At 69.2% G+C, this 17,475-nt stretch carries 18 protein-coding genes; 16 read left to right on the top strand and 2 right to left on the bottom strand.

The annotated features are described in order from the left end of the window. The first annotated feature begins 3 nt into the window (after nucleotides 1–3). The 4 genes from I9P22_RS01675 (at nucleotide 4) to I9P22_RS01660 (ending at nucleotide 3,430) form a co-directional block, all read left to right on the top strand. Complete coding sequence (locus I9P22_RS01675) at nucleotides 4–2,082, top strand: prohead protease/major capsid protein fusion protein (RefSeq protein ID WP_199257669.1); 2,079 nt, start codon at nucleotides 4–6, stop codon at nucleotides 2,080–2,082. Between the two features lie 75 nt (nucleotides 2,083–2,157). Next, on the top strand, nucleotides 2,158–2,493 hold the full coding sequence (locus tag I9P22_RS01670) for a DUF2190 family protein (protein WP_199257668.1): 336 nt from the start codon (nucleotides 2,158–2,160) through the stop codon (nucleotides 2,491–2,493). Further along, nucleotides 2,493–2,804, top strand: coding sequence for a head-tail joining protein (locus I9P22_RS01665; protein ID WP_199257667.1), 312 nt, complete (start codon nucleotides 2,493–2,495; stop codon nucleotides 2,802–2,804). Before I9P22_RS01670 ends, I9P22_RS01665 begins: the two co-directional genes overlap by 1 nt. After that, the gene (locus tag I9P22_RS01660; RefSeq protein ID WP_199257666.1) at nucleotides 2,801–3,430 is read left to right on the top strand and encodes a DUF6441 family protein; all 630 of its coding nucleotides are present in this window, start codon (nucleotides 2,801–2,803) and stop codon (nucleotides 3,428–3,430) included. Before I9P22_RS01665 ends, I9P22_RS01660 begins: the two co-directional genes overlap by 4 nt. A 77-nt stretch (nucleotides 3,431–3,507) precedes the next feature. Here I9P22_RS01660 and I9P22_RS01655 read toward each other — a convergent pair whose 3' ends face one another. Continuing rightward, the gene (locus tag I9P22_RS01655) at nucleotides 3,508–3,786 is read right to left on the bottom strand and encodes a TFIIB-type zinc ribbon-containing protein (protein ID WP_199257665.1); all 279 of its coding nucleotides are present in this window, start codon (nucleotides 3,784–3,786) and stop codon (nucleotides 3,508–3,510) included. Between the two features lie 106 nt (nucleotides 3,787–3,892). Continuing rightward, nucleotides 3,893–4,876, bottom strand: coding sequence for a calcium/sodium antiporter (locus I9P22_RS01650; protein ID WP_199257664.1), 984 nt, complete (start codon nucleotides 4,874–4,876; stop codon nucleotides 3,893–3,895). 309 nt (nucleotides 4,877–5,185) lie between these two features. On the opposite strand from I9P22_RS01650, the gene I9P22_RS01645 reads away from it, so the two are divergent. From I9P22_RS01645 to I9P22_RS01590, 12 genes are all read left to right on the top strand, one after another. Continuing rightward, entirely contained in the window at nucleotides 5,186–5,602 is a 417-nt protein-coding gene (locus tag I9P22_RS01645) for an acyl-CoA transferase (protein ID WP_199257663.1), read from the top strand. Between the two features lie 24 nt (nucleotides 5,603–5,626). Further along, nucleotides 5,627–6,568 (top strand): phage tail tube protein, encoded by a 942-nt coding sequence (locus I9P22_RS01640; protein ID WP_199257662.1) that lies wholly within the window; start codon nucleotides 5,627–5,629, stop codon nucleotides 6,566–6,568. Further along, complete coding sequence (locus I9P22_RS01635) at nucleotides 6,568–7,023, top strand: hypothetical protein (protein WP_199257661.1); 456 nt, start codon at nucleotides 6,568–6,570, stop codon at nucleotides 7,021–7,023. The genes I9P22_RS01640 and I9P22_RS01635 overlap by 1 nt, the downstream gene beginning before the upstream one ends. Nucleotides 7,024–7,091: 68 nt before the next feature. After that, complete coding sequence (locus I9P22_RS01630; RefSeq protein WP_233253142.1) at nucleotides 7,092–7,250, top strand: DUF7697 family protein; 159 nt, start codon at nucleotides 7,092–7,094, stop codon at nucleotides 7,248–7,250. After that, a complete protein-coding gene (locus tag I9P22_RS01625; protein WP_199257660.1) occupies nucleotides 7,243–9,660 on the top strand; it encodes a phage tail tape measure C-terminal domain-containing protein in 2,418 nt (805 codons plus the stop codon). Before I9P22_RS01630 ends, I9P22_RS01625 begins: the two co-directional genes overlap by 8 nt. A 3-nt stretch (nucleotides 9,661–9,663) precedes the next feature. Further along, entirely contained in the window at nucleotides 9,664–10,290 is a 627-nt protein-coding gene (locus I9P22_RS01620; protein WP_199257659.1) for a DUF2460 domain-containing protein, read from the top strand. Further along, nucleotides 10,287–11,171: a DUF2163 domain-containing protein gene (locus I9P22_RS01615; RefSeq protein ID WP_199257658.1), complete on the top strand. Its 885-nt coding sequence runs from the start codon at nucleotides 10,287–10,289 to the stop codon at nucleotides 11,169–11,171. The genes I9P22_RS01620 and I9P22_RS01615 overlap by 4 nt, the downstream gene beginning before the upstream one ends. Next, nucleotides 11,168–11,602, top strand: coding sequence for an NlpC/P60 family protein (locus I9P22_RS01610; RefSeq protein ID WP_199257657.1), 435 nt, complete (start codon nucleotides 11,168–11,170; stop codon nucleotides 11,600–11,602). Before I9P22_RS01615 ends, I9P22_RS01610 begins: the two co-directional genes overlap by 4 nt. Before the next feature lie 10 nt (nucleotides 11,603–11,612). Continuing rightward, the gene (locus tag I9P22_RS01605) at nucleotides 11,613–15,578 is read left to right on the top strand and encodes a baseplate multidomain protein megatron (RefSeq protein WP_199257656.1); all 3,966 of its coding nucleotides are present in this window, start codon (nucleotides 11,613–11,615) and stop codon (nucleotides 15,576–15,578) included. A 53-nt stretch (nucleotides 15,579–15,631) separates the two neighbouring features. Further along, complete coding sequence (locus I9P22_RS01600; RefSeq protein WP_199257655.1) at nucleotides 15,632–16,012, top strand: hypothetical protein; 381 nt, start codon at nucleotides 15,632–15,634, stop codon at nucleotides 16,010–16,012. Between the two features lie 75 nt (nucleotides 16,013–16,087). Beyond that, entirely contained in the window at nucleotides 16,088–17,167 is a 1,080-nt protein-coding gene (locus I9P22_RS01595) for a DUF2793 domain-containing protein (protein ID WP_199257654.1), read from the top strand. A gap of 19 nt (nucleotides 17,168–17,186) precedes the next feature. Next, on the top strand, nucleotides 17,187–17,474 hold the full coding sequence (locus I9P22_RS01590) for a DUF6127 family protein (RefSeq protein ID WP_233253129.1): 288 nt from the start codon (nucleotides 17,187–17,189) through the stop codon (nucleotides 17,472–17,474). Nucleotide 17,475: the final 1 nt, after the last annotated feature.

The raw sequence follows: 17,475 nt of genomic DNA, 5'->3' as shown, positions 1-17,475 counted from the left end.
CTCATGGACACGATGATCGAACTGCCGGCCATGCGCCGGTCGGCGGAGCTTGCGCCGAACACGGCCGATGCCGACAGCCGCACCGTCGAGGTGGTCTGGTCGGCCGGGGCCCGCGTCCGCCGCGCCACCTTCTTCGGCGAGCCCTATGACGAGGAACTGAGCCTCGATCCCGCCCATGTCCGCCTCGACCGGCTGAACGCGGGCGCGCCGTTCCTGAAGGTGCACGAGCTCGACACGCTCGACGCGGTGATCGGCTCGGTCGTGCCGGGTTCCGCCCGGATCGAGAACGGGCGCGGCATCGCGCTGGTGCGGATCAGCGAGCGTGCGGATGTCGAGCCGATCTGGCGCGACATCCAGGCCGGGCACATCCGCGCCGTATCGATCGGCTACCAGGTCCACCGCTTCGAGGTCTCGAAACCCGAGGCCTCCCGCGAACTCTGGCGCGCGGTGGACTGGACGCCCTTCGAGGTCTCCGCCGTCGCGGTCGGCGCCGACCCCGCCGCCGGTTTCCGCGCCCAGCACCCCCTTCACGACTGCGTCCTCCACCGCCGGGACGCCCCTTCCACAACGAAAGGACCGATCCCGATGACGGACAAGACCCAGACCCCGGCGAGCGACGCCGCAACCCCCGCCACCACCCAGCCGACCGAGCCGGTCGAAACCGAGGACACCGCCATGACCGAGCCGAAAGCGGCTGCGCCCGACCCGAAGGTCGCCGCCAGCGAACCGAAGGTCCACGCAAGTGAGACCCGCAGCCAGCCGAAGACGCAGGCAACGCCCGCGCCCGACACCGAAGCGGTTGCCACCCGCGCCCGCGAGGCCGAGCGCGACCGCGTCTCCACCATCTACGATCTGGCGGGCCGCCTGAACCTCGAGCGCGGCTTCGCCGAGGATCTGGTGAAACGCGGCGTCAGCGTCGACGAGTCCCGCCGCCTGATCCTCGACCAGGTCGCCGCCAAGTCGGACGAGACCCGAACCTTCCCGCACGTTTCGGTGCCGCTCGGCGGCCGTGACGAGCGCATCACCCGCCGCGACGCGGTGGCGAACGCGCTCCTGCACCGCTACAGCCCGACGCTGTTCCAGCTGGAGGACGCTGCGCGCCAGTACCGCGGCATGACGCTGCTGGAACTGGCCCGCGAAAGCCTCGGCAATGCCGGGGTCAACACGCGCGGCCTGTCGCGCGACGAGGTTGCGACGCGCGCCCTGCACTCGACCTCCGACTTCCCCGAGATCCTGTCGGCCGTCACCAACAAGACGCTGCGGCAGGCCTACGAGGCCTATCCCCGCACCTTCATGCTGTTCTGCCGCCAGGTGCTGGCGACCGACTTCAAGGCGATGCACCGCGTGCAGCTCGGCGAGGCGCCGCAGCTGCTCGAGGTCGGCGAAAGCGGCGAGTTCAAGCGCGGGACGCTGGGCGAGAGCAAGGAGAGCTACAAGGTCAAGACCTATGGCCGGGTGGTCGCGATCACCCGCCAGACGCTGATCAACGACGATCTCGACGCCTTCACCCGGATCCCGGCGATGTACGGCAACTCCATCGCGCAGCTCGAGTCGGACGTGGTCTGGGGGATCATCACCGCCAACCCGGCGATGGCGGACGGCAACGCGCTGTTCCACACCACCCACAAGAACCTCGCGGGCACCGGCGCGGCGCTCGATGTGAGCAGCGTCGGTGCGGCGCGCGCGGCGATGGCGAAGCAGACCGGCCTCGACAAGAAGACGGTGCTGAACGTCCGCCCCGCCTTCCTGATCGTGCCCGCCTCGCTGGAACTGAAGGCCGAGCAGCTTGTCGCCCAGAACCTCGTGCCCGCCGCGACGTCCAGCGTGGTGCCGCAGTCGATCCGCACACTGGCGCCGATCAGCGAGCCGCGCCTCGACGCCGCCAGCGAGACCGCCTGGTATCTGGCGGCCAGCCCGAACCAGATCGACACCATCGAGTACGCCTATCTCGAGGGTCAGCAGGGCGCCTACATCGAGACGCGCAACGGCTTCGACGTCGACGGCGTCGAGATCAAGTGCCGCCTCGATTTCGGCGCCAAGGCCATCGACTGGCGCGGCCTCTACAAGAACCCGGGCGCGTAACGCACCCATCCCCGAACCCTGACATGCGGGCGGTCCTGACGGGCCGCCCTTCGTCTTTCCACGAGGATCACCCCCATGAAAACCTACGTCCAGCCCGGCAACACCATCACCCTGACCGCGCCCTATGCCGTCGCCTCCGGCGATGGCCTGCTCGTCGGCTCCATCTTCGGCATCGCCTCCGGAGCGGCGGCCCTCGGCGAGCCCGTCGAGACCGCGCTCGTCGGCATCTTCGACATCACCAAGGTCGGCTCCCAGGCCTGGACCGTCGGCGCCAAGGTCTATTGGGACGACACCAACAAGCGCTGCACCACGGTCGCGACCGACAACACCCTCATCGGCGTGGCCGTCGAGGCGGTGGCCAGCGGCGCGGGCGACACCATCGGCCGGGTGCGCCTGAACGCGGCCTTCTGATGAGCGCCTTCGCCGCCGCTGTTGGCGCGCTCTTCGCCGATCCCAACATCGGCCGGGACGCGGTCTACATCGCCGACGGCGGCGCGCCCGTGCTGGTGCGCGTCGTCGCCCGGCGCGCGGATGCCATATCGGACTTCGGCGATGCGCGGCTCTGGTCCGAGACCACGCGGATCGACCTGCGTGTCACCGAGGTTCCAGCCCCGCGCCCCGGCGACCGCATCGAGATCGACGGGGACGCCTTCCTCATCCAGGGCGAGCCCTCCCGCGACCGCGAGCGGCTGGTCTGGACCGTCGATCTGAGGCCCGCGTGAAACTGAAGCTCGACATCGATCCCGACATCGTCGCGATGATGGCGGCGGAGGTGGCGGCCGGGGAGCGCGCCGTCACCGCCGCCATGCGCGAGGCCGGGTCCGGGCTGAAGAGCGCATGGCGGTTGCAGATCACTGGCGCGGGGCTCGGCACACGGCTGGCCAACTCGATCCGGAGCCAGAACTTCCCGAGGTCGGGCGAGAGCCTCGACGCCGCCGCGCTCGTCTGGTCCCAAGCCCCGGTCATCGTCGGCGCGCACGACACCGGCCCGTTGATCCGCTCGAAGAACGGGTTCTGGCTGGCCATCCCGCTGCCCGCCGCAGGCAAGTCCCTCCGAGGCGGCAGGATCACGCCCGGCGAATGGGAGCGCCGCCGTGGCCTGCGCGTGCGCTTCGTCTATCGCCGCACCGGTCCGAGCCTGCTGGTGGCGGAGGGACGGCTGAACACGAAGGGCCAGGCCGTTGTGTCGCGCTCCAAGACCGGGCGCGGCAAGGTCACCGCGCCGATCTTCCTGCTGGTGCCTCAGGTGAAGCTGCCGAAGCGGCTGGATCTGGCGCGGGACGCGGACCGGGTATTGGATGGCGTGCCGGGGCTGATCGTGGCGAACTGGGTGGAGGCGCGCACATAACAAGTTGAGGCGAGCCCGGACGCCATGCTGCAAACCCAGCGCCGTGAGTGGAAAAAGCGACGCCGCCGCTGGATTGATCAGAAATCGAACAGTTCGCCGAGCAGCGATTTCTTCTTTCTCGGGCGCTCGTCGTAGTGATCACTCCGGTCGTCGCGCCGTGGCTCGTACCGGGAACTTGACTCACCACCGCGATCCGATTGAGGAGGACGCTGCGGTGCAGCCGGCGCTGTCTTTTCAATGATCTTGTCCAACTCGCCGCGATCCAGCCAGACGCCGCGGCATTTCGGGCAATAATCGATCTCGACGCCCTGCCGATCCGTCATCACCAGTTCAGAGCCATCGATTGGGCATTGCATGGGCATATCTCCTCAGGTTTGTTGCAATCGAGATAGGTTTCCGGATCGTGTTGGACAACCAAGGTTGGCGAATGCGATGGTCAAACCGCGCTCCCCGTTCCGTGGCCTACGGCCAAAGCCACGCGACGTAGCCGACATAGAGCAGCATCATCAGTCCACCTTCCATTCGGCTGATACGCCTGCCGGTATAGGCAAAGACGACAAGCAGTATGGAAGCCGCGATCATCACCAGATTGTCGAAGCGGACAATCTGGAAGGGAACCTCGGTCGGTGCGATCATGGCCGTAATGCCGCCGATCCCAAGGATGTTATAGATGTTCGAGCCGACGATATTGCCGAAAGCGACATCGGCCTGTTTGCGGATCGATGCCATGATCGACGTGACCAATTCCGGCATGGACGTACCGACCGCCACGATCGTCAGGCCGATCACTGTTTCGGAGATGCCTAGAGACCTCGCAAGCGTGACTGCGCCGTCGACCAGAAAATAGCCCCCGAGCACCACGAGGCCCAATCCACCGAGCGCGACAAGCAACGAGACAATGACCGATCGCTCCGGCTTCTCCACGGGAACGAGGGCGGCGTCCACTTCCTGGGCAGCGATCGTCTTGTCGTAGACGGCTCCGTGGTCACCAGACGCAGATTGCCGCTCCTGCCGAAAGGCCATGAACACGTAGACTGCGAGCGCCGCGACGAAAATTGCACCGATGAGGACACCCAAAGGCATGAGAGCGGCCGTCGCCGCGAAAACGACGGCAACGGCGACCATGACGGCGCTGTCGCGCTTCAGCGCGACGGACGAGACAATGATGGGGGCCAGCACGGCCGATGCGCCAAGGATGAGCAGAATGTTGGCGATATTCGACCCGACAATGTTGCCGTAGGCAATGCCGGGTGACCCGCTCAACGCGGCCTGCACCGACGTCACGAGCTCCGGGGTGGAGGTTCCGAAGCCAACCAGAGTCAGACCTATGACCAGCGGCGAGACACCGCACCGGGTCGCGACCTGCACGGCGCCGCGCACGAGAAGCTCGCCACCGAGAACGAGGAGAACAAGGCCTCCGATCAGGGGTAACGCAATCTCGATCATCCAATACTGTCCTTTCTGTTGCGGCGCCGGGGCGGGATAAAACTTCTGCATGTTGCTGAAGCGTGGTTGCAGAGGAAAAGAACATTTTTTCTAATCTAACGCAACGCAACCGCGGCGTTTGAATCCTGGTTTTCAGCTTCTCCTGTATCCCGACGGCCCCTTGGGCCTTCCCGGCGCAGTGCAATCAGACACCGGACGACAGAGCCCGGCAAGCTTTGACGACTCCGGCGTTCAGAGAGCTGTGCCCAGTCTCTGGAGGTTGGCAATGAACAAGACCCAGTCAATTCGATCTACGACGCGAGTTGTCACGTGACCCCCCGCGAAACCATCCTCGCCGCGCTGCACGCGCGGCTCTCGGCGCTGCCCGCGACCGCCCTGCGCGGCGAGGTGCTGCCCGAGCGCGTGCCGGCCGATGGCCTGCTGATCCTGCGGGATGGCGAGCCGGGAGAGCCCGAGGTGACGCTCTCGCCGCTGCGTTATCACTACCAGCACCGGGCCGAGATCGAGGCGGTTGTGCAGGGCGCCACCCGTGACGCTGCGTTCGACACCCTCTGCGCCAGTATCGGGGCTGCGCTCGCCGCCGACCGCACTCTGGGCGGCCTCTGCGACTGGGTCGAGGCCGAAGCCCCGCGCCCGGTCGATCTGCCGGTCGAGGGCGCGGCCAGCCTGAAGGCCGCCGTGATCCCGGTGGTGCTGCACTATTCCACGGCCGACCAGCTGGCCTGACCCCGACAACCCGAGGAGAACACCATGGCACGAGCCCAGGGGGCGCGGGCGCTGATGGCGCTTGCGTTCGAGACGACCTATGGAACGCCGCCTGCCAGCGGCTTCACCCGCATGCCTTTCGCCAGCACCTCGCTCGGCGCCGAGCAGCCGCTGCTGAACTCGGAGCTGCTGGGGTACGGCCGCGATCCGCTGGCGCCGATCAAGGACGCGGTGACGGCTGACGGCGACGTCGTGGTGCCGCTCGACGCGGAGGCCTTCGGCTTCTGGCTGAAGGCGGCGTTCGGCGCGCCGACGACCACGGGCGTCGAGGCCCCGTACAGCCACGAGTTCCAGTCGGGGTCGTGGACGCTGCCCAGCATGTCGATCGAGACCGGCATGCCCGAGGTGCCGCGCTATGCCATGTACTCGGGCTGCGTGCTCGACCAGATCACCTGGCAGATGCAGCGCTCGGGTCTGCTGACGGCGACGGCTCGGCTGGTGGCGCAGGGCGAGACGATTGGCACGACCACTAGCGCCGGAACGCCAGCCGCGCTGGAGTTGAAGCGTTTCGGCCATTTCAACGGGGCGATCACTCGGAACGGCACCGCCCTCGGCAACGTGGTCTCGGCCGAGATCACCTATGCCAACAACCTCGACCGGATCGAGACGATCCGCTCGGACGGCCGCATCGACGGTGCCGACCCGTCCATCGCGGCGCTCACCGGACGGATCGAGGTCCGCTTCGCCGACCAGACGCTGGTGACGCAGGCCATCAACGGCGAGGCCTGCGAGATGGAATTCGCCTACGTCCTGCCCTCGGGCGAGAGCTTCACCTTCACCGTGCACGCCGTCTACCTGCCGCGCCCTCGGATCGAGATTTCCGGGCCGCAGGGCGTGCAGGCGACCTTCGACTGGCAGGCCGCCCGCGACAGCGTGGTCGGCCGGATGTGCACCGCCACCCTCGTGAATGACGTGGAGACGTATTGATGCTGACGCTCGACCTGACCAACGCGCCGCGCTGGCATGACCTCGCCCCCGGCGTCCGGGTGCAACTGCGCCCGCTGACGACCGCCCTGATGGTCGCGACGCGCAGCGACCCCGCCGTCGAGGCGGTGCCCGAGGAGGCTTCCGACGAGGAGCGCGCCGTCGCCTTCGCCAAAGCGCTGGCGCGGCGCGCGGTGATTGCCTGGGAGGGCGTGGGCGATGCTGACGGCAAGCCGATCGATCCCAGTCCCGAGGCCATAGACGCGGCTCTCGATGTCTGGCCGATCTTCGAGGCCTTCCAGTTGACCTACGTCTCGAAGGGCCTGCTGCTGGAGCAGGAAAAAAACGCCTCCGCGCTCTCGCCAAATGGTCCTTCGGCGGGGGCGAGCGATACTGCGAGGGTTGCGAACCCTGCGGAGCCAGCGCGCAAGCCTGCCCGGACTGCCCGGCGCGGCTGAACCGTCCGGAAACGCCGGAGGGTTGGCAGGTCTGGGACCTGGTCGGCCGTCTCGGTGGCCAGCTGCGCGTGCTGCCGGGCGCGGTGATCGGCTGGGACATGTCGGCCGCGCTGGCGCTCGGTGACGCGCTCGGCGTGCCGCCGCTCGCCATGGCCGAACTGCTGCCCGTCATCGAGGCGGTGATGGTCGCCAAACTCAACGAACAGATGGAACAGTCCCATGGCTGAGAAGAGAGTCAGCGTCCGCCTCGCGGCCGTGGGTGGACGGCAGGTGCGCGCCGAGCTGGAAGGTGTCGGCGAAGCCGGGTCGCGCGGCTTCGGACGGCTGAGCCGGGAGATGGAGGCGGCCAACGCCCGGCTCGCGGCCTTCTCGCGGCGGGTGCGGGTCGCGGCCGCTGCCGCCGTGGCAGCCGCTGCAGCCGCGGGCGTGGCGATGATCCGGTCCGGCCTGCAGACGGTCGATGCACAGGCCAAGCTCGCCCAGTCGCTCGGCACCACCGTCGCCTCGATCCAGACGCTGGAGCGCGCGGGCGAGCTGGCCGGTGTGTCGATGTCCGGCATCGAGCAGGCCACCAAGGATCTGACGCGCCGTCTCAGCCAGGCGGCCGCCGGGACCGGTCCAGCCGCCGACGCGCTCGACCGGCTGGGCCTTTCCGCCAACGAGCTGATCGCCCTGCCGCTGGACCAGCGCGTGGGTGCGATCAACGCCGCCATCGAGAGCTTCGTGCCCGCCGCCGAACGCGCGGCTGTCGCGGGCCAGCTTTTCGGCGAAGAAGGCTCAATCGCCATGTCGCGGATCGACACCGCGACGCTGCGCCAGGCGACCGAGGACGTCCTCGCGTTCGGAGTGGTCGTCTCCGAACAGGACGCCGACCAGATCGAGCGGACGAACGATGCCATCTCCCGGCTCGGGCTGATCTGGCGCGGGCTGTCGAACCAGCTGGCCGTTGCCGCGGCTCCGGCGTTGGAAGCCGTCGCCAACGCGATGGCGGCGGTCGCCAGCCGCACCGGGCCGCTGGGCATCGCGATCCGCGGGCTCTTCGACAACATCGGCCGCCTGACCACCTATGCCGCCACCTTCGCAGCTTTCCTCGCCGGTCGCTGGGTCGCCGGCATGGCTGCGGCGGCGCTCTCCGTGCGGGGCCTCGCCACGGCGTTGGTCGTCCTGCGCGGGGCGCTGATCCGCACCGGCATAGGCGCGCTGATCGTCGGCGCGGGCGAGCTCGTCTATCAGTTCACCCGCCTCGTGTCCGGCGCGGGCGGCTTTGGCGAGGCGATGTCGCTACTGAAGGACCTCGCGGTCGAGGTCTGGGGGCGGATCCGCATGGGCGCCGCTGCGGCGGGTGCAGCCGCCACGGCGATGTTCTTCGACCTGAAGGCGGACGCCGCCTCCGGCATGCAGAGCGCCATCGAAAGCGTCGTGGGCTTCGGCAACACCGCCGCGAACACGTTCGAGGGCGCCTACGAGGCGATCAAGGCGATCTGGGGCCTGCTGCCTGCTGCCATCGGCGATCTGGCGTTCCAGGCGGCCAACAGCCTGGTCGACGGCGTCGAGGCGATGCTGAACGGCGTGGTCTCGCGCATCAACGGCTTCATTGGCGGCATCAACCAGGGGCTGGAAGCGCTGGGGTCGGAGCGCCGCATCACGCTGGTGCCCGACCTCGATCTCGGCGAGATCGAGAACCGCTTCGAAGGGGCGGCCAGTGCTGCCACGACGGCGGCGCAGGCGGCGTTCGACAGGGCCTTCGAGGACAACCCGCTGACCGCGCCCGATCTCGGTCTGACCGATGCGGCGAACAGGGCGCTCGAGTCTGCGAACCTCTACATTGGCGCGGCGCGCGATCTCGCCGAAGGAGCCCGCGCGCCACTGGAAAGCTGGCAGGCCCTGCGCGATGCGGTGCGCGGCACCGACGAGGCCAGTGCCGATGCGCTGACCGAGGCCACCGGCGCGGCCGAACGGCTGGAGACGGCGCTTGGTGAAGCCGGGCGCGCCGCGACGGGTGCCGGTGCGGCGGCCGGGGCTGCCGCCGCTGCGGCGGAGCCCGCGACAGAGGCTGCCGTCACCGGCTGGCAGGCCGTCACCGCCGCGCTGTCGGATTACGCCAGCAAGGCCCGCGACATCGGTGGCGACATTGGCCAGAGCCTCGTCGGCGCTTTCCAGTCGGCCGAGAACGCGGTCGGGGAGTTCGTGAAGACCGGCAAGCTGAACTTCCGCGATCTGGTCACCTCGCTGCTGGCCGATCTCGCCCAGCTCGCGGCGCGGCGGTTCATCCTCGGGCCGATCGCCAATGCACTCTCCGGCGTGTTCTCCGGTGCGGGCGGCATCTTCGCCAACGTCCTGCATGCGGGCGGGATGGTCGGATCGGCCGGGCCGTCCCGCATGGTCCCGGCCATGGCCTTCGCCGCCGCGCCCCGGATGCATTCTGGCGGGATGGCCGGACTTCGCCATGACGAGGTGCCCGCGATCCTGCAACGCGGCGAACGGGTGCTGTCGCGGCGCGAGGCGCAGGCCTACGGCGCCGGCGGCGGCGTCAACGTCACCATCATGGCGCGCGACGCCGAGAGCTTCCGGCAATCCCGCACGCAGGTTGCCGCCGACATCGCTCGCGCCGTTTCGCTCGGGCGCAGGGGGCTTTGAACCATGGCGTTCCACGAGGTCCGGTTTCCGGACAACATCAGCCGCGGCGCGCGGGGCGGGCCGGAGCGGCGCACCCAGATCGTCGAGCTCGCCTCGGGCGACGAAGAGCGCAACGCCAGCTGGGCGAACTCGCGCCGCCGCTACGACGTGGCCTACGGCATCCGCCGCGCGGACGATCTCGCCGCCGTCGTCGCCTTCTTCGAGGCGCGGAACGGTCGCCTCCACGGCTTCCGCTTCAAGGACTGGGGCGATCACAAGTCCTGTCTGCCTTCGGGCACACCAGCGCCGACCGACCAGGCGATCGGCACCGGCGACGGCACGACGAGCGCCTTCCAGCTGGTCAAGCGCTACGCCTCGGGGGCGCAATCCTGGTCGCGCGCCATCGCCAAGCCGGTGGCGGGCACCGTGCGCGTTGCGCTCGGCGGGGTCGAGCAGCCCTCCGGCTGGTCGGTCGACACCGCCATTGGCGTCGTCACCTTCGGTACTGCGCCAGGTTCCGGCGTCGCCATCACCGCGGGCTTCGAATTCGACGTGCCCGTCCGTTTCGACACCGACGTGCTCGACGTCACGCTCGATCTCGACCGTCTCGGCTCGATCACTTCCATTCCGCTGCTGGAACTACGCCGATGAAGACCCTTGATCCCGCCCTGCAGGCCCATCTCGACGAGGGCACGACGACGCTCGCCTGGTGCTGGCGGATCGCTCGCGCGGATGGTGTTGCCTTCGGTTTCACCGACCACGACCGGACACTCAGCTTCGACGGCACCGACTTCGAGTCCGATAGCGGGCTCACGGCCTCCGAAGTGCGGTCGGGCTCGGACCTGTCCGTCGATGCGCAGGACGCCGAGGGCGTGCTGACATCCGACCGGATCACCGAGACCGACATTCTCGATGGCCGCTGGGACAATGCTGAGGTCGAGGTCTGGCGGGTGAACTGGGCCGACACGAGCCAGCGCGTCCTGATGCGGCGCGGGGCCATCGGCCAGATCCGGCGTGGGCGGCTGGCCTTCGTCGCCGAAGTCCGCTCGCTGGCCCATGTGCTGGGCCAGACGGTCGGGCGGACCTTCCAGGCGACCTGCGACGCCGCGCTCGGCGATGCGCGCTGCGGCGTCGATCTGGAGGATCCGGCGTTCAAGGGCACGGGCGCGGTCATCGATCTCCTGCGCGACCGTGCCTTCACCGCCTCGGGCCTCGGCGGCTTCGCCTCCGGCTGGTTCACCTTCGGCACGCTGGACTGGACGAGCGGCGCGAATGCCGGGCGGCGCACCGAGGTGCTCGGCCATGACGTGACGGACGGCATCGCCGTGCTGACCCTGCTCGAGGCGCCGGTGCGCGCGATCGCCGAGGGCGACGCCTTCACCATCCGTGCGGGCTGCGACAAGCGCATCGAGACCTGCGGCGCCAAGTTCGCCAACACCGTCAACTTCCGCGGCTTCCCGCACGTCCCCGGCCAGGATGCCGTGCTTCGCTACGCCACCAAGGATGGCGGGCACGAGGGGTCCGTGCTGTGACCACCGCCGATCCCACCCGCGTCATCGCCATCGCACGGTCCTGGCTCGGCACGCCCTACCACGACCAGGCCAGCCTGCGGGGCGTCGGCTGCGACTGCCTCGGGCTGGCGCGGGGCGTCTGGCGCGAGGTTGTCGGCCCCGAGCCGTTCCCGATCCCTGCCTACAGCCGCGACTGGGGCGAGACCGGTCCGCGCGAGGTGCTGGCCGAAGGCGCGCGGCGGATGATGATCGAGGTGTCGCCCGCCGAGGCAGGCCCCGGTGCGCTGGTGCTGTTCCGCATGAAGCCGCGCGCCATCGCAAAGCATGTCGGGATCGTGACCGGGCCCGACATCTTCCTCCATGCCTACGAGCGGCTCGGCGTGATCGAGGAGCCGCTCACCCCATCCTGGCGGCGGCGCATCGCCTTCGCCTTCCTGTTTCCGCAACGCTGAGACCCCCGACATGGCCACCCTCGTTCTCGGCGCGGCCGGCGCCGCCATTGGCGGTTCGATCGGCGGCGCGATCCTCGGGGTCAGCGCCGCGACCATCGGCGGGTTCATCGGCTCCAGCATCGGCTCTGTCGTCGACAGCTGGATCATCTCGTCGCTGGCGCCGACGCAGCGCATCGAGGGCGCGCGGCTCGACACCTTGCGCATCACCTCGGCCACCGAAGGCGCGGTGATCCCGCGGCTCCATGGCCGGATGCGGATGGGCGGCAACATCATCTGGGCGACGGATTTCCGCGAGGAGACCAGGACCACCACGCAGGGCGGCGGCAAGGGCGGCGGGGGCGGCAAGGTCAAGACGACCGAGTACCTCTACTATGCCAGCTTCGCCGTGGCGCTCTGCGAGGGGCCGATCACCGGCATCGGCCGCATCTGGGCCGACGGCAAGCCGATGGACCTCTCCGGCGTCACATGGCGCTGGTATCCGGGCGACGAGGCGCAGACGGCGGATCCGTTCATCGCGGCCAGGATGGGCGCGGCCAGCACACCCGCCTATCGCGGCACCGCTTATGTCGTCTTCGAGGAGCTGGCGCTCTCCACCTACGGCAACCGCCTGCCGCAGCTCTCCTTCGAGGTGTTCCGGCCACTCGCCGATCCCGACACCGCCGAGGGGCTGACCCGCGCCGTCACCATGATCCCCGCCTCGGGCGAGTTCACCTACGCCACGCAGGCCATCCGCAAGACCGATGGCGGCGCGACGGTGCCGGAGAACCTGAACGCGCTGGCCGACTCCACCGACATGCAGGAGGCGCTGGACCGGCTGCAGGCCATGGCCCCTGCGGTCGAGAGCGTCAGCCTCGTCGTCGCCTGGTTCGGCGACGATCTGCGCGCGGGCTCCTGCAAGGTCCGGCCGGGCGTCGAGGTGTCGGCCAAGTCGACCACGCCCGCCAGCTGGTCGGTCAACGGCGTCAGCCGCGCCAGCGCCTTCCTCGTCAGCCGGGATGCAGAGGATCGCCCGGTCTATGGCGGCACGCCGTCCGACTTCGCGGTGGTGCAGGCGGTCCAGGAGATGAAGGCGCGCGGGCTGCGCGTGACCTTCTACCCGTTCATCCTGATGGACGTGCCGCCCGGCAACAGCCTGCCGAACCCGTATTCGGACAACGCCGCAGAGACGGGCCAGCCTGCCTTCCCCTGGCGCGGCCGGATCACCTGTTCGCCCGCGGCGGGCTACGCCGGGACCGTGGACAAGACCGCCACGGCGGCAAGCCAGGTCGCGGCGCTGTTCGGCGCAGCCACGCCCGCGAGCTTCAGCGTCTCGGGTCAAACGGTTTCGTGGACCGGCTCTCCCGGCGACTGGGGCCTGCGCCGCATGGTGCTGCACTACGCCCATCTCTGCGCGGCGGCGGGCGGGGTCGATGCCTTCCTGATCGGGACCGAGATGCCGGGGCTGACGACGATCCGCTCGGGCGCCAGCACCTATCCGGCGGTGCAGGCCTATCGGGACCTGCTCGCGGATGTCCGCTCGATCCTCGGAGCGAGCACCAGGATCGGCTATGCGGCGGACTGGTCGGAGTATTTCGGGCACCAGCCGGGCGATGGCAGCGGCGACGTGTTCTTCCATCTCGACTCGCTCTGGGCCGATCCGGAGATCGATTTCGTCGGGATCGACAATTACATGCCGCTCTCCGACTGGCGGGACGGCTTCGAGCATCTCGACGCGGCCGAGGGCTGGCCCGCGATCTACGACCGCGCCTACCTGCAGGGGAACATCGCGGGCGGCGAAGGTTTCGACTGGTTCTATGCCAGTGCGGCGGACCGGTCGGTGCAAGTGCGCACGCCGATCACGGACGGCGCCGCCAGCAAGCCGTGGGTCTTCCGCTACAAGGATTTGCGCGCCTGGTGGTCGAACGCGCACTACAACCGTCCCGGCGGCGTGGAGAGCGGGACGCCGACGGCATGGGCGCCGCAGTCGAAACCCGTCTGGTTCACCGAGCTCGGCTGTCCCGCCATCGACCGGGGCACGAACCAGCCGAACGTCTTCTTCGACCCGAAGTCGTCCGAGAGCTTCACGCCGCATTTCTCGCGGGGCTGGCGCGACGACGCCATCCAGCGCGCCTATCTCGAGGCGACGTATCTCTGGTGGGGCACCGCGGCGAACAACCCTGTTTCCTCAGTCTACGGCGGCCGGATGGTGCAGGTCCCCGAATGCGCCGCCTGGACCTGGGACGCGCGGCCCTATCCGTTCTTTCCGGCGCTGACCGACGTCTGGACGGACGGGCAGAACTGGCGGCTAGGCCATTGGCTGACGGGGCGGCTCGGCGCGGTGTCGCTGGCCGCACTGGTCCGCCATCTCTGTCTGCGCGCCGGGCTATCCGAGTCCCGGATCGACGTTTCTGGCCTCTGGGGCGCGGTGGAAGGCTACGCCATCACGGCGCTCGAAAGCCCGCGCGCCTCGATCACGACGCTGTCGCGGCATTTCGGGTTCGACGCGGTGGAGACCGAGGGCGTGATCCGCTTCATCATGCGCGGCCGGGCGTCGGTCGTCACCCTCGAGCCCGACGATCTGGTCGCCCCCCGCGAGGGCGACGTGCTGGAGCTGACGCGGGGCCAGGAGACCGAGCTGCCGCAGGCGCTGAAATGGCAGGTCGCCCGCGCCGACGAGGACTACGACGCGGCCCTCGTCGAGGCGCGACGGATCACCGTGGACACGACCCGGATCGCGTCCGAGTCCTTCCCGATGGCCGTGCCGCCCGAGGAAGCCGAACGCCGCTGCCGCCGCGCGCTGATGGAGGCGTGGGTGGGCCGCGAGACGGCGGCGTTCCGTCTGCCGCCCTCGCGGCTCGCGCTCGATCCGGCCGACGCGATCCGGCTGGAGCATGACGGGCGGCTGGTCGATCTGCGGCTCGTCTCGATCGCCGACGCCGAGGCGCGCGGCATCGAGGCGGTCCGCCAGGACCGCGCGACCTACGATCTGCCGCCCGGCGATCCCCGCGCGGCCTCGCTGACGCGGGCGGTCGTGTTCGGCACGCCGGAGGCGGTGCTGATGGACCTGCCGCAACTGACCGAGGACCAGCCCGCGCATCGGCCCCTCATTGCGGCGCACGCGGTTCCCTGGCCCGGCGAGATGGCGGTGTTCCGCAGCCCTTCCACGGATGGCTTCGAGTTGCTGACCACGTTCGGCAGTCGCGCCCGGATCGGGACACTGGTCTCGGACCTCTACGCGGGCCCCACCTCGCGCTTTGATCTCGGCAATACGCTGGTCGTCGACCTGTTGACCGGCACGCTGGAAAGCGTCACCGACCTGACGCTGTTCGGCGGCGCCAATGCGCTCGCCATCGAGAGTGCGCCCGACGTCTGGGAGATCGTGCAGGCGGGCGCGGCCGAACTGCTGGCGCCGGGTCGGTATCGGCTCACCCGGCTCCTGCGCGGCCAGCGCGGCACCGAGGTTGCCATGGGCAATCCGGCGCCTGCGGGCGCGCGGGTCGTGGTGCTGGACACTGCGCTGGCGTCGCTACCGATCGCCGAGGCCGACCTTGGTATCCCGTGGAACTGGCGCATTGGCCCCGCGAGCCGTCCAGTCAGCGACGAGACCTATGTCGCGCAGACCTTCACGCCGTCGGGCATCGGGCTGCGGCCGTTCTCCGTCGTCCATGTCGAGCAGCCGTGGCGCAAGCCCCGCACGTCCGGCGATCTGACGATCCGTTGGATACGCCGGTCCCGCGGACTGGCCGCCGACAGCTGGGGCGGGCTTGAGGTGCCGCTGACCGAGGAGCTCGAAGCCTACGAGGTCGAGATCCTCGACGGCGCCACCGTGAACCGTGTGCTCGGCAGCACGATCACCAGCGCTGTCTACACCGCCGCCCAGCAGACCGCAGACTGGGGCGAGCTACTCGCCCCCGGCGACACGCTCGACATCCGCATCCATCAGCTCTCCGCCCTTGTCGGGCGGGGTGCGCCCAAGGCTGTAACGCTGAGCTTCTGAGGTAGCGCAATCAGTTCTGGCACTATGCGCGATCGGCGTCGTAGGCTCGGGCCATGCGCCCCGAGGACGAAGACCGGATTGCCGCCAAGCTTGCCAGAGTGATGGCCGTTGCCTGCGTGCGAAACACGCAGCTCGAGACCCTGCATGCCGGCCTCACGCCCGTTTCGCACACGGGTGATGGCAGCGACGTCATCGTGGAGGACGCCGTGGGCCGACGCATACCCTGGTCCGAGGTCTCGCGGATCAATGACGACGAGATGCGCGCGTTGATGCGCGAGATCGTGGATCGCCTCTACACCTTTCATCTGCGGATCGACGATCCGGCCTTCCGGGCCGAGATCGATCGCTGGGCCGCGATGACCGCAAAGTGGGACGCGCCGAAGCCCGATCCGGTTCTCTCGGCCATTCCAGCGGAGACGCCCGAACGCGGGTAGCCCGCCACCGCCGATCGCCGCGCCATTATCCGCCGCCTGCCATGCAGGCGGCGTTCTTCGTTCTGGAGACCGCCCATGTCCGACGCCACGACCCATCTCCTGCTGCCCTACATCCTCGCGGCCCAGGCCCAGAAGCACGTCACGCACAACGAAGCGCTGCGGATCCTCGACGGGCTCGTCCAGCTCTCGGTCCTCGACCGGGATCTGACGGCACCGCCCGGTTCTCCCGCCGATGGCGACCGCTACATTGTAGCCTCGGGCGCGACGGGCGACTGGGCGGGCTGGGACCTGAACGTCGCGCTCTGGACCGACGGCGCCTGGCTGCGACTTCCGCCGCGCACTGGCTGGCGCGCGTGGGTCGAGGACGAGGGGCTGCTGCTCGTCTACGATGGCGCGGGCTGGATCGGGACTACACCAGTAGCGCTGCAGAACATGGCGCTGCTCGGGCTCGGCACCACAGCGGATGCGTCGAACCCGTTCTCGGCCAAGCTGAACGCGGCGCTCTGGACGGCGAAGACCGTGGCCGAGGGCGGGACCGGCGATCTGTTCTACACCATGAACAAGGAGGCCGAGGGCGACGATCTCGGGCTGACGCTGCAGACCGGCTTCGTCACCAAGGCGCTGGTGGGGCTGTTCGGTTCGGACCGCTTCCGCCTCGCGGTCTCCGCCGACGGCAGCAACTTCTTCGACGGGCTCAGCGTGGACAACACCACCGGCATCGTCGACCAGCCCCGGCTCCCGCGCTTCAAGGCCTACACCAACTACGACAACTATGTCGGCGTCGGCACCTGGACCAAGATCGGCCTCAACAATACCGACTACAACGATCAGGGGACCTTCGACGCCGCGAACAACCACTTCGTCGCCCCGGTCGACGGCACCTACCTCTTCGGGGCGACGCTGCTCTACAAGGTCAACAGCGCGACCACGGCGCGCCTGCGCGGGCGGCTGGTGCTGAACGGGACCGCGGAGGTTCGCGGCTCCTTCGGCGAGGCGGGCAACGCCGCCCATGTCAGCCTCGCCACCGCGCTCTGGCTGCAGACCATGACCCCACTCGCCGCGGGCGACACGGTCGAGCTGCAGGCCTCGTTCCGCACTGCTGACGGCTATGTCGCCGCCGACCACACGTCCCTCTGGGGCTGCAAGATCGGCTGAGCGGCGAAAGGAGGAACCGATGAACCCACCCCGATCCGAAGGCTACATCCGCATGCCGGACGCCGAATTCGAGGCGATCCTGACGCGGGCGGCCGAGGAAGGCGCGAAACGCGCGCTCGCCGATGTCGGCCTCGACGGCGAGGAGGCCGCGCTCGACATCCGCGATCTGCGCTCCTTGGTGGATTGCATCCGTCTGGTGCGCCGCACGGCGATGCAGACCGCCGTCCGCATGATCACCACCGGCGTCATGCTGGCGCTGCTCGCGGGCATCGCCATCAAGCTCAAGATCTTCGGCGGCGGCCCGTAGC

The sequence above is a fragment of the Paracoccus binzhouensis genome, assembly GCF_016446475.1.
GTDB classification, from domain to species: Bacteria; Pseudomonadota; Alphaproteobacteria; order Rhodobacterales; family Rhodobacteraceae; genus Paracoccus; species Paracoccus binzhouensis.
Note: the sequence above shows the minus strand (reverse complement) of the source record. Positions and strands in the feature narration are given on the sequence as shown.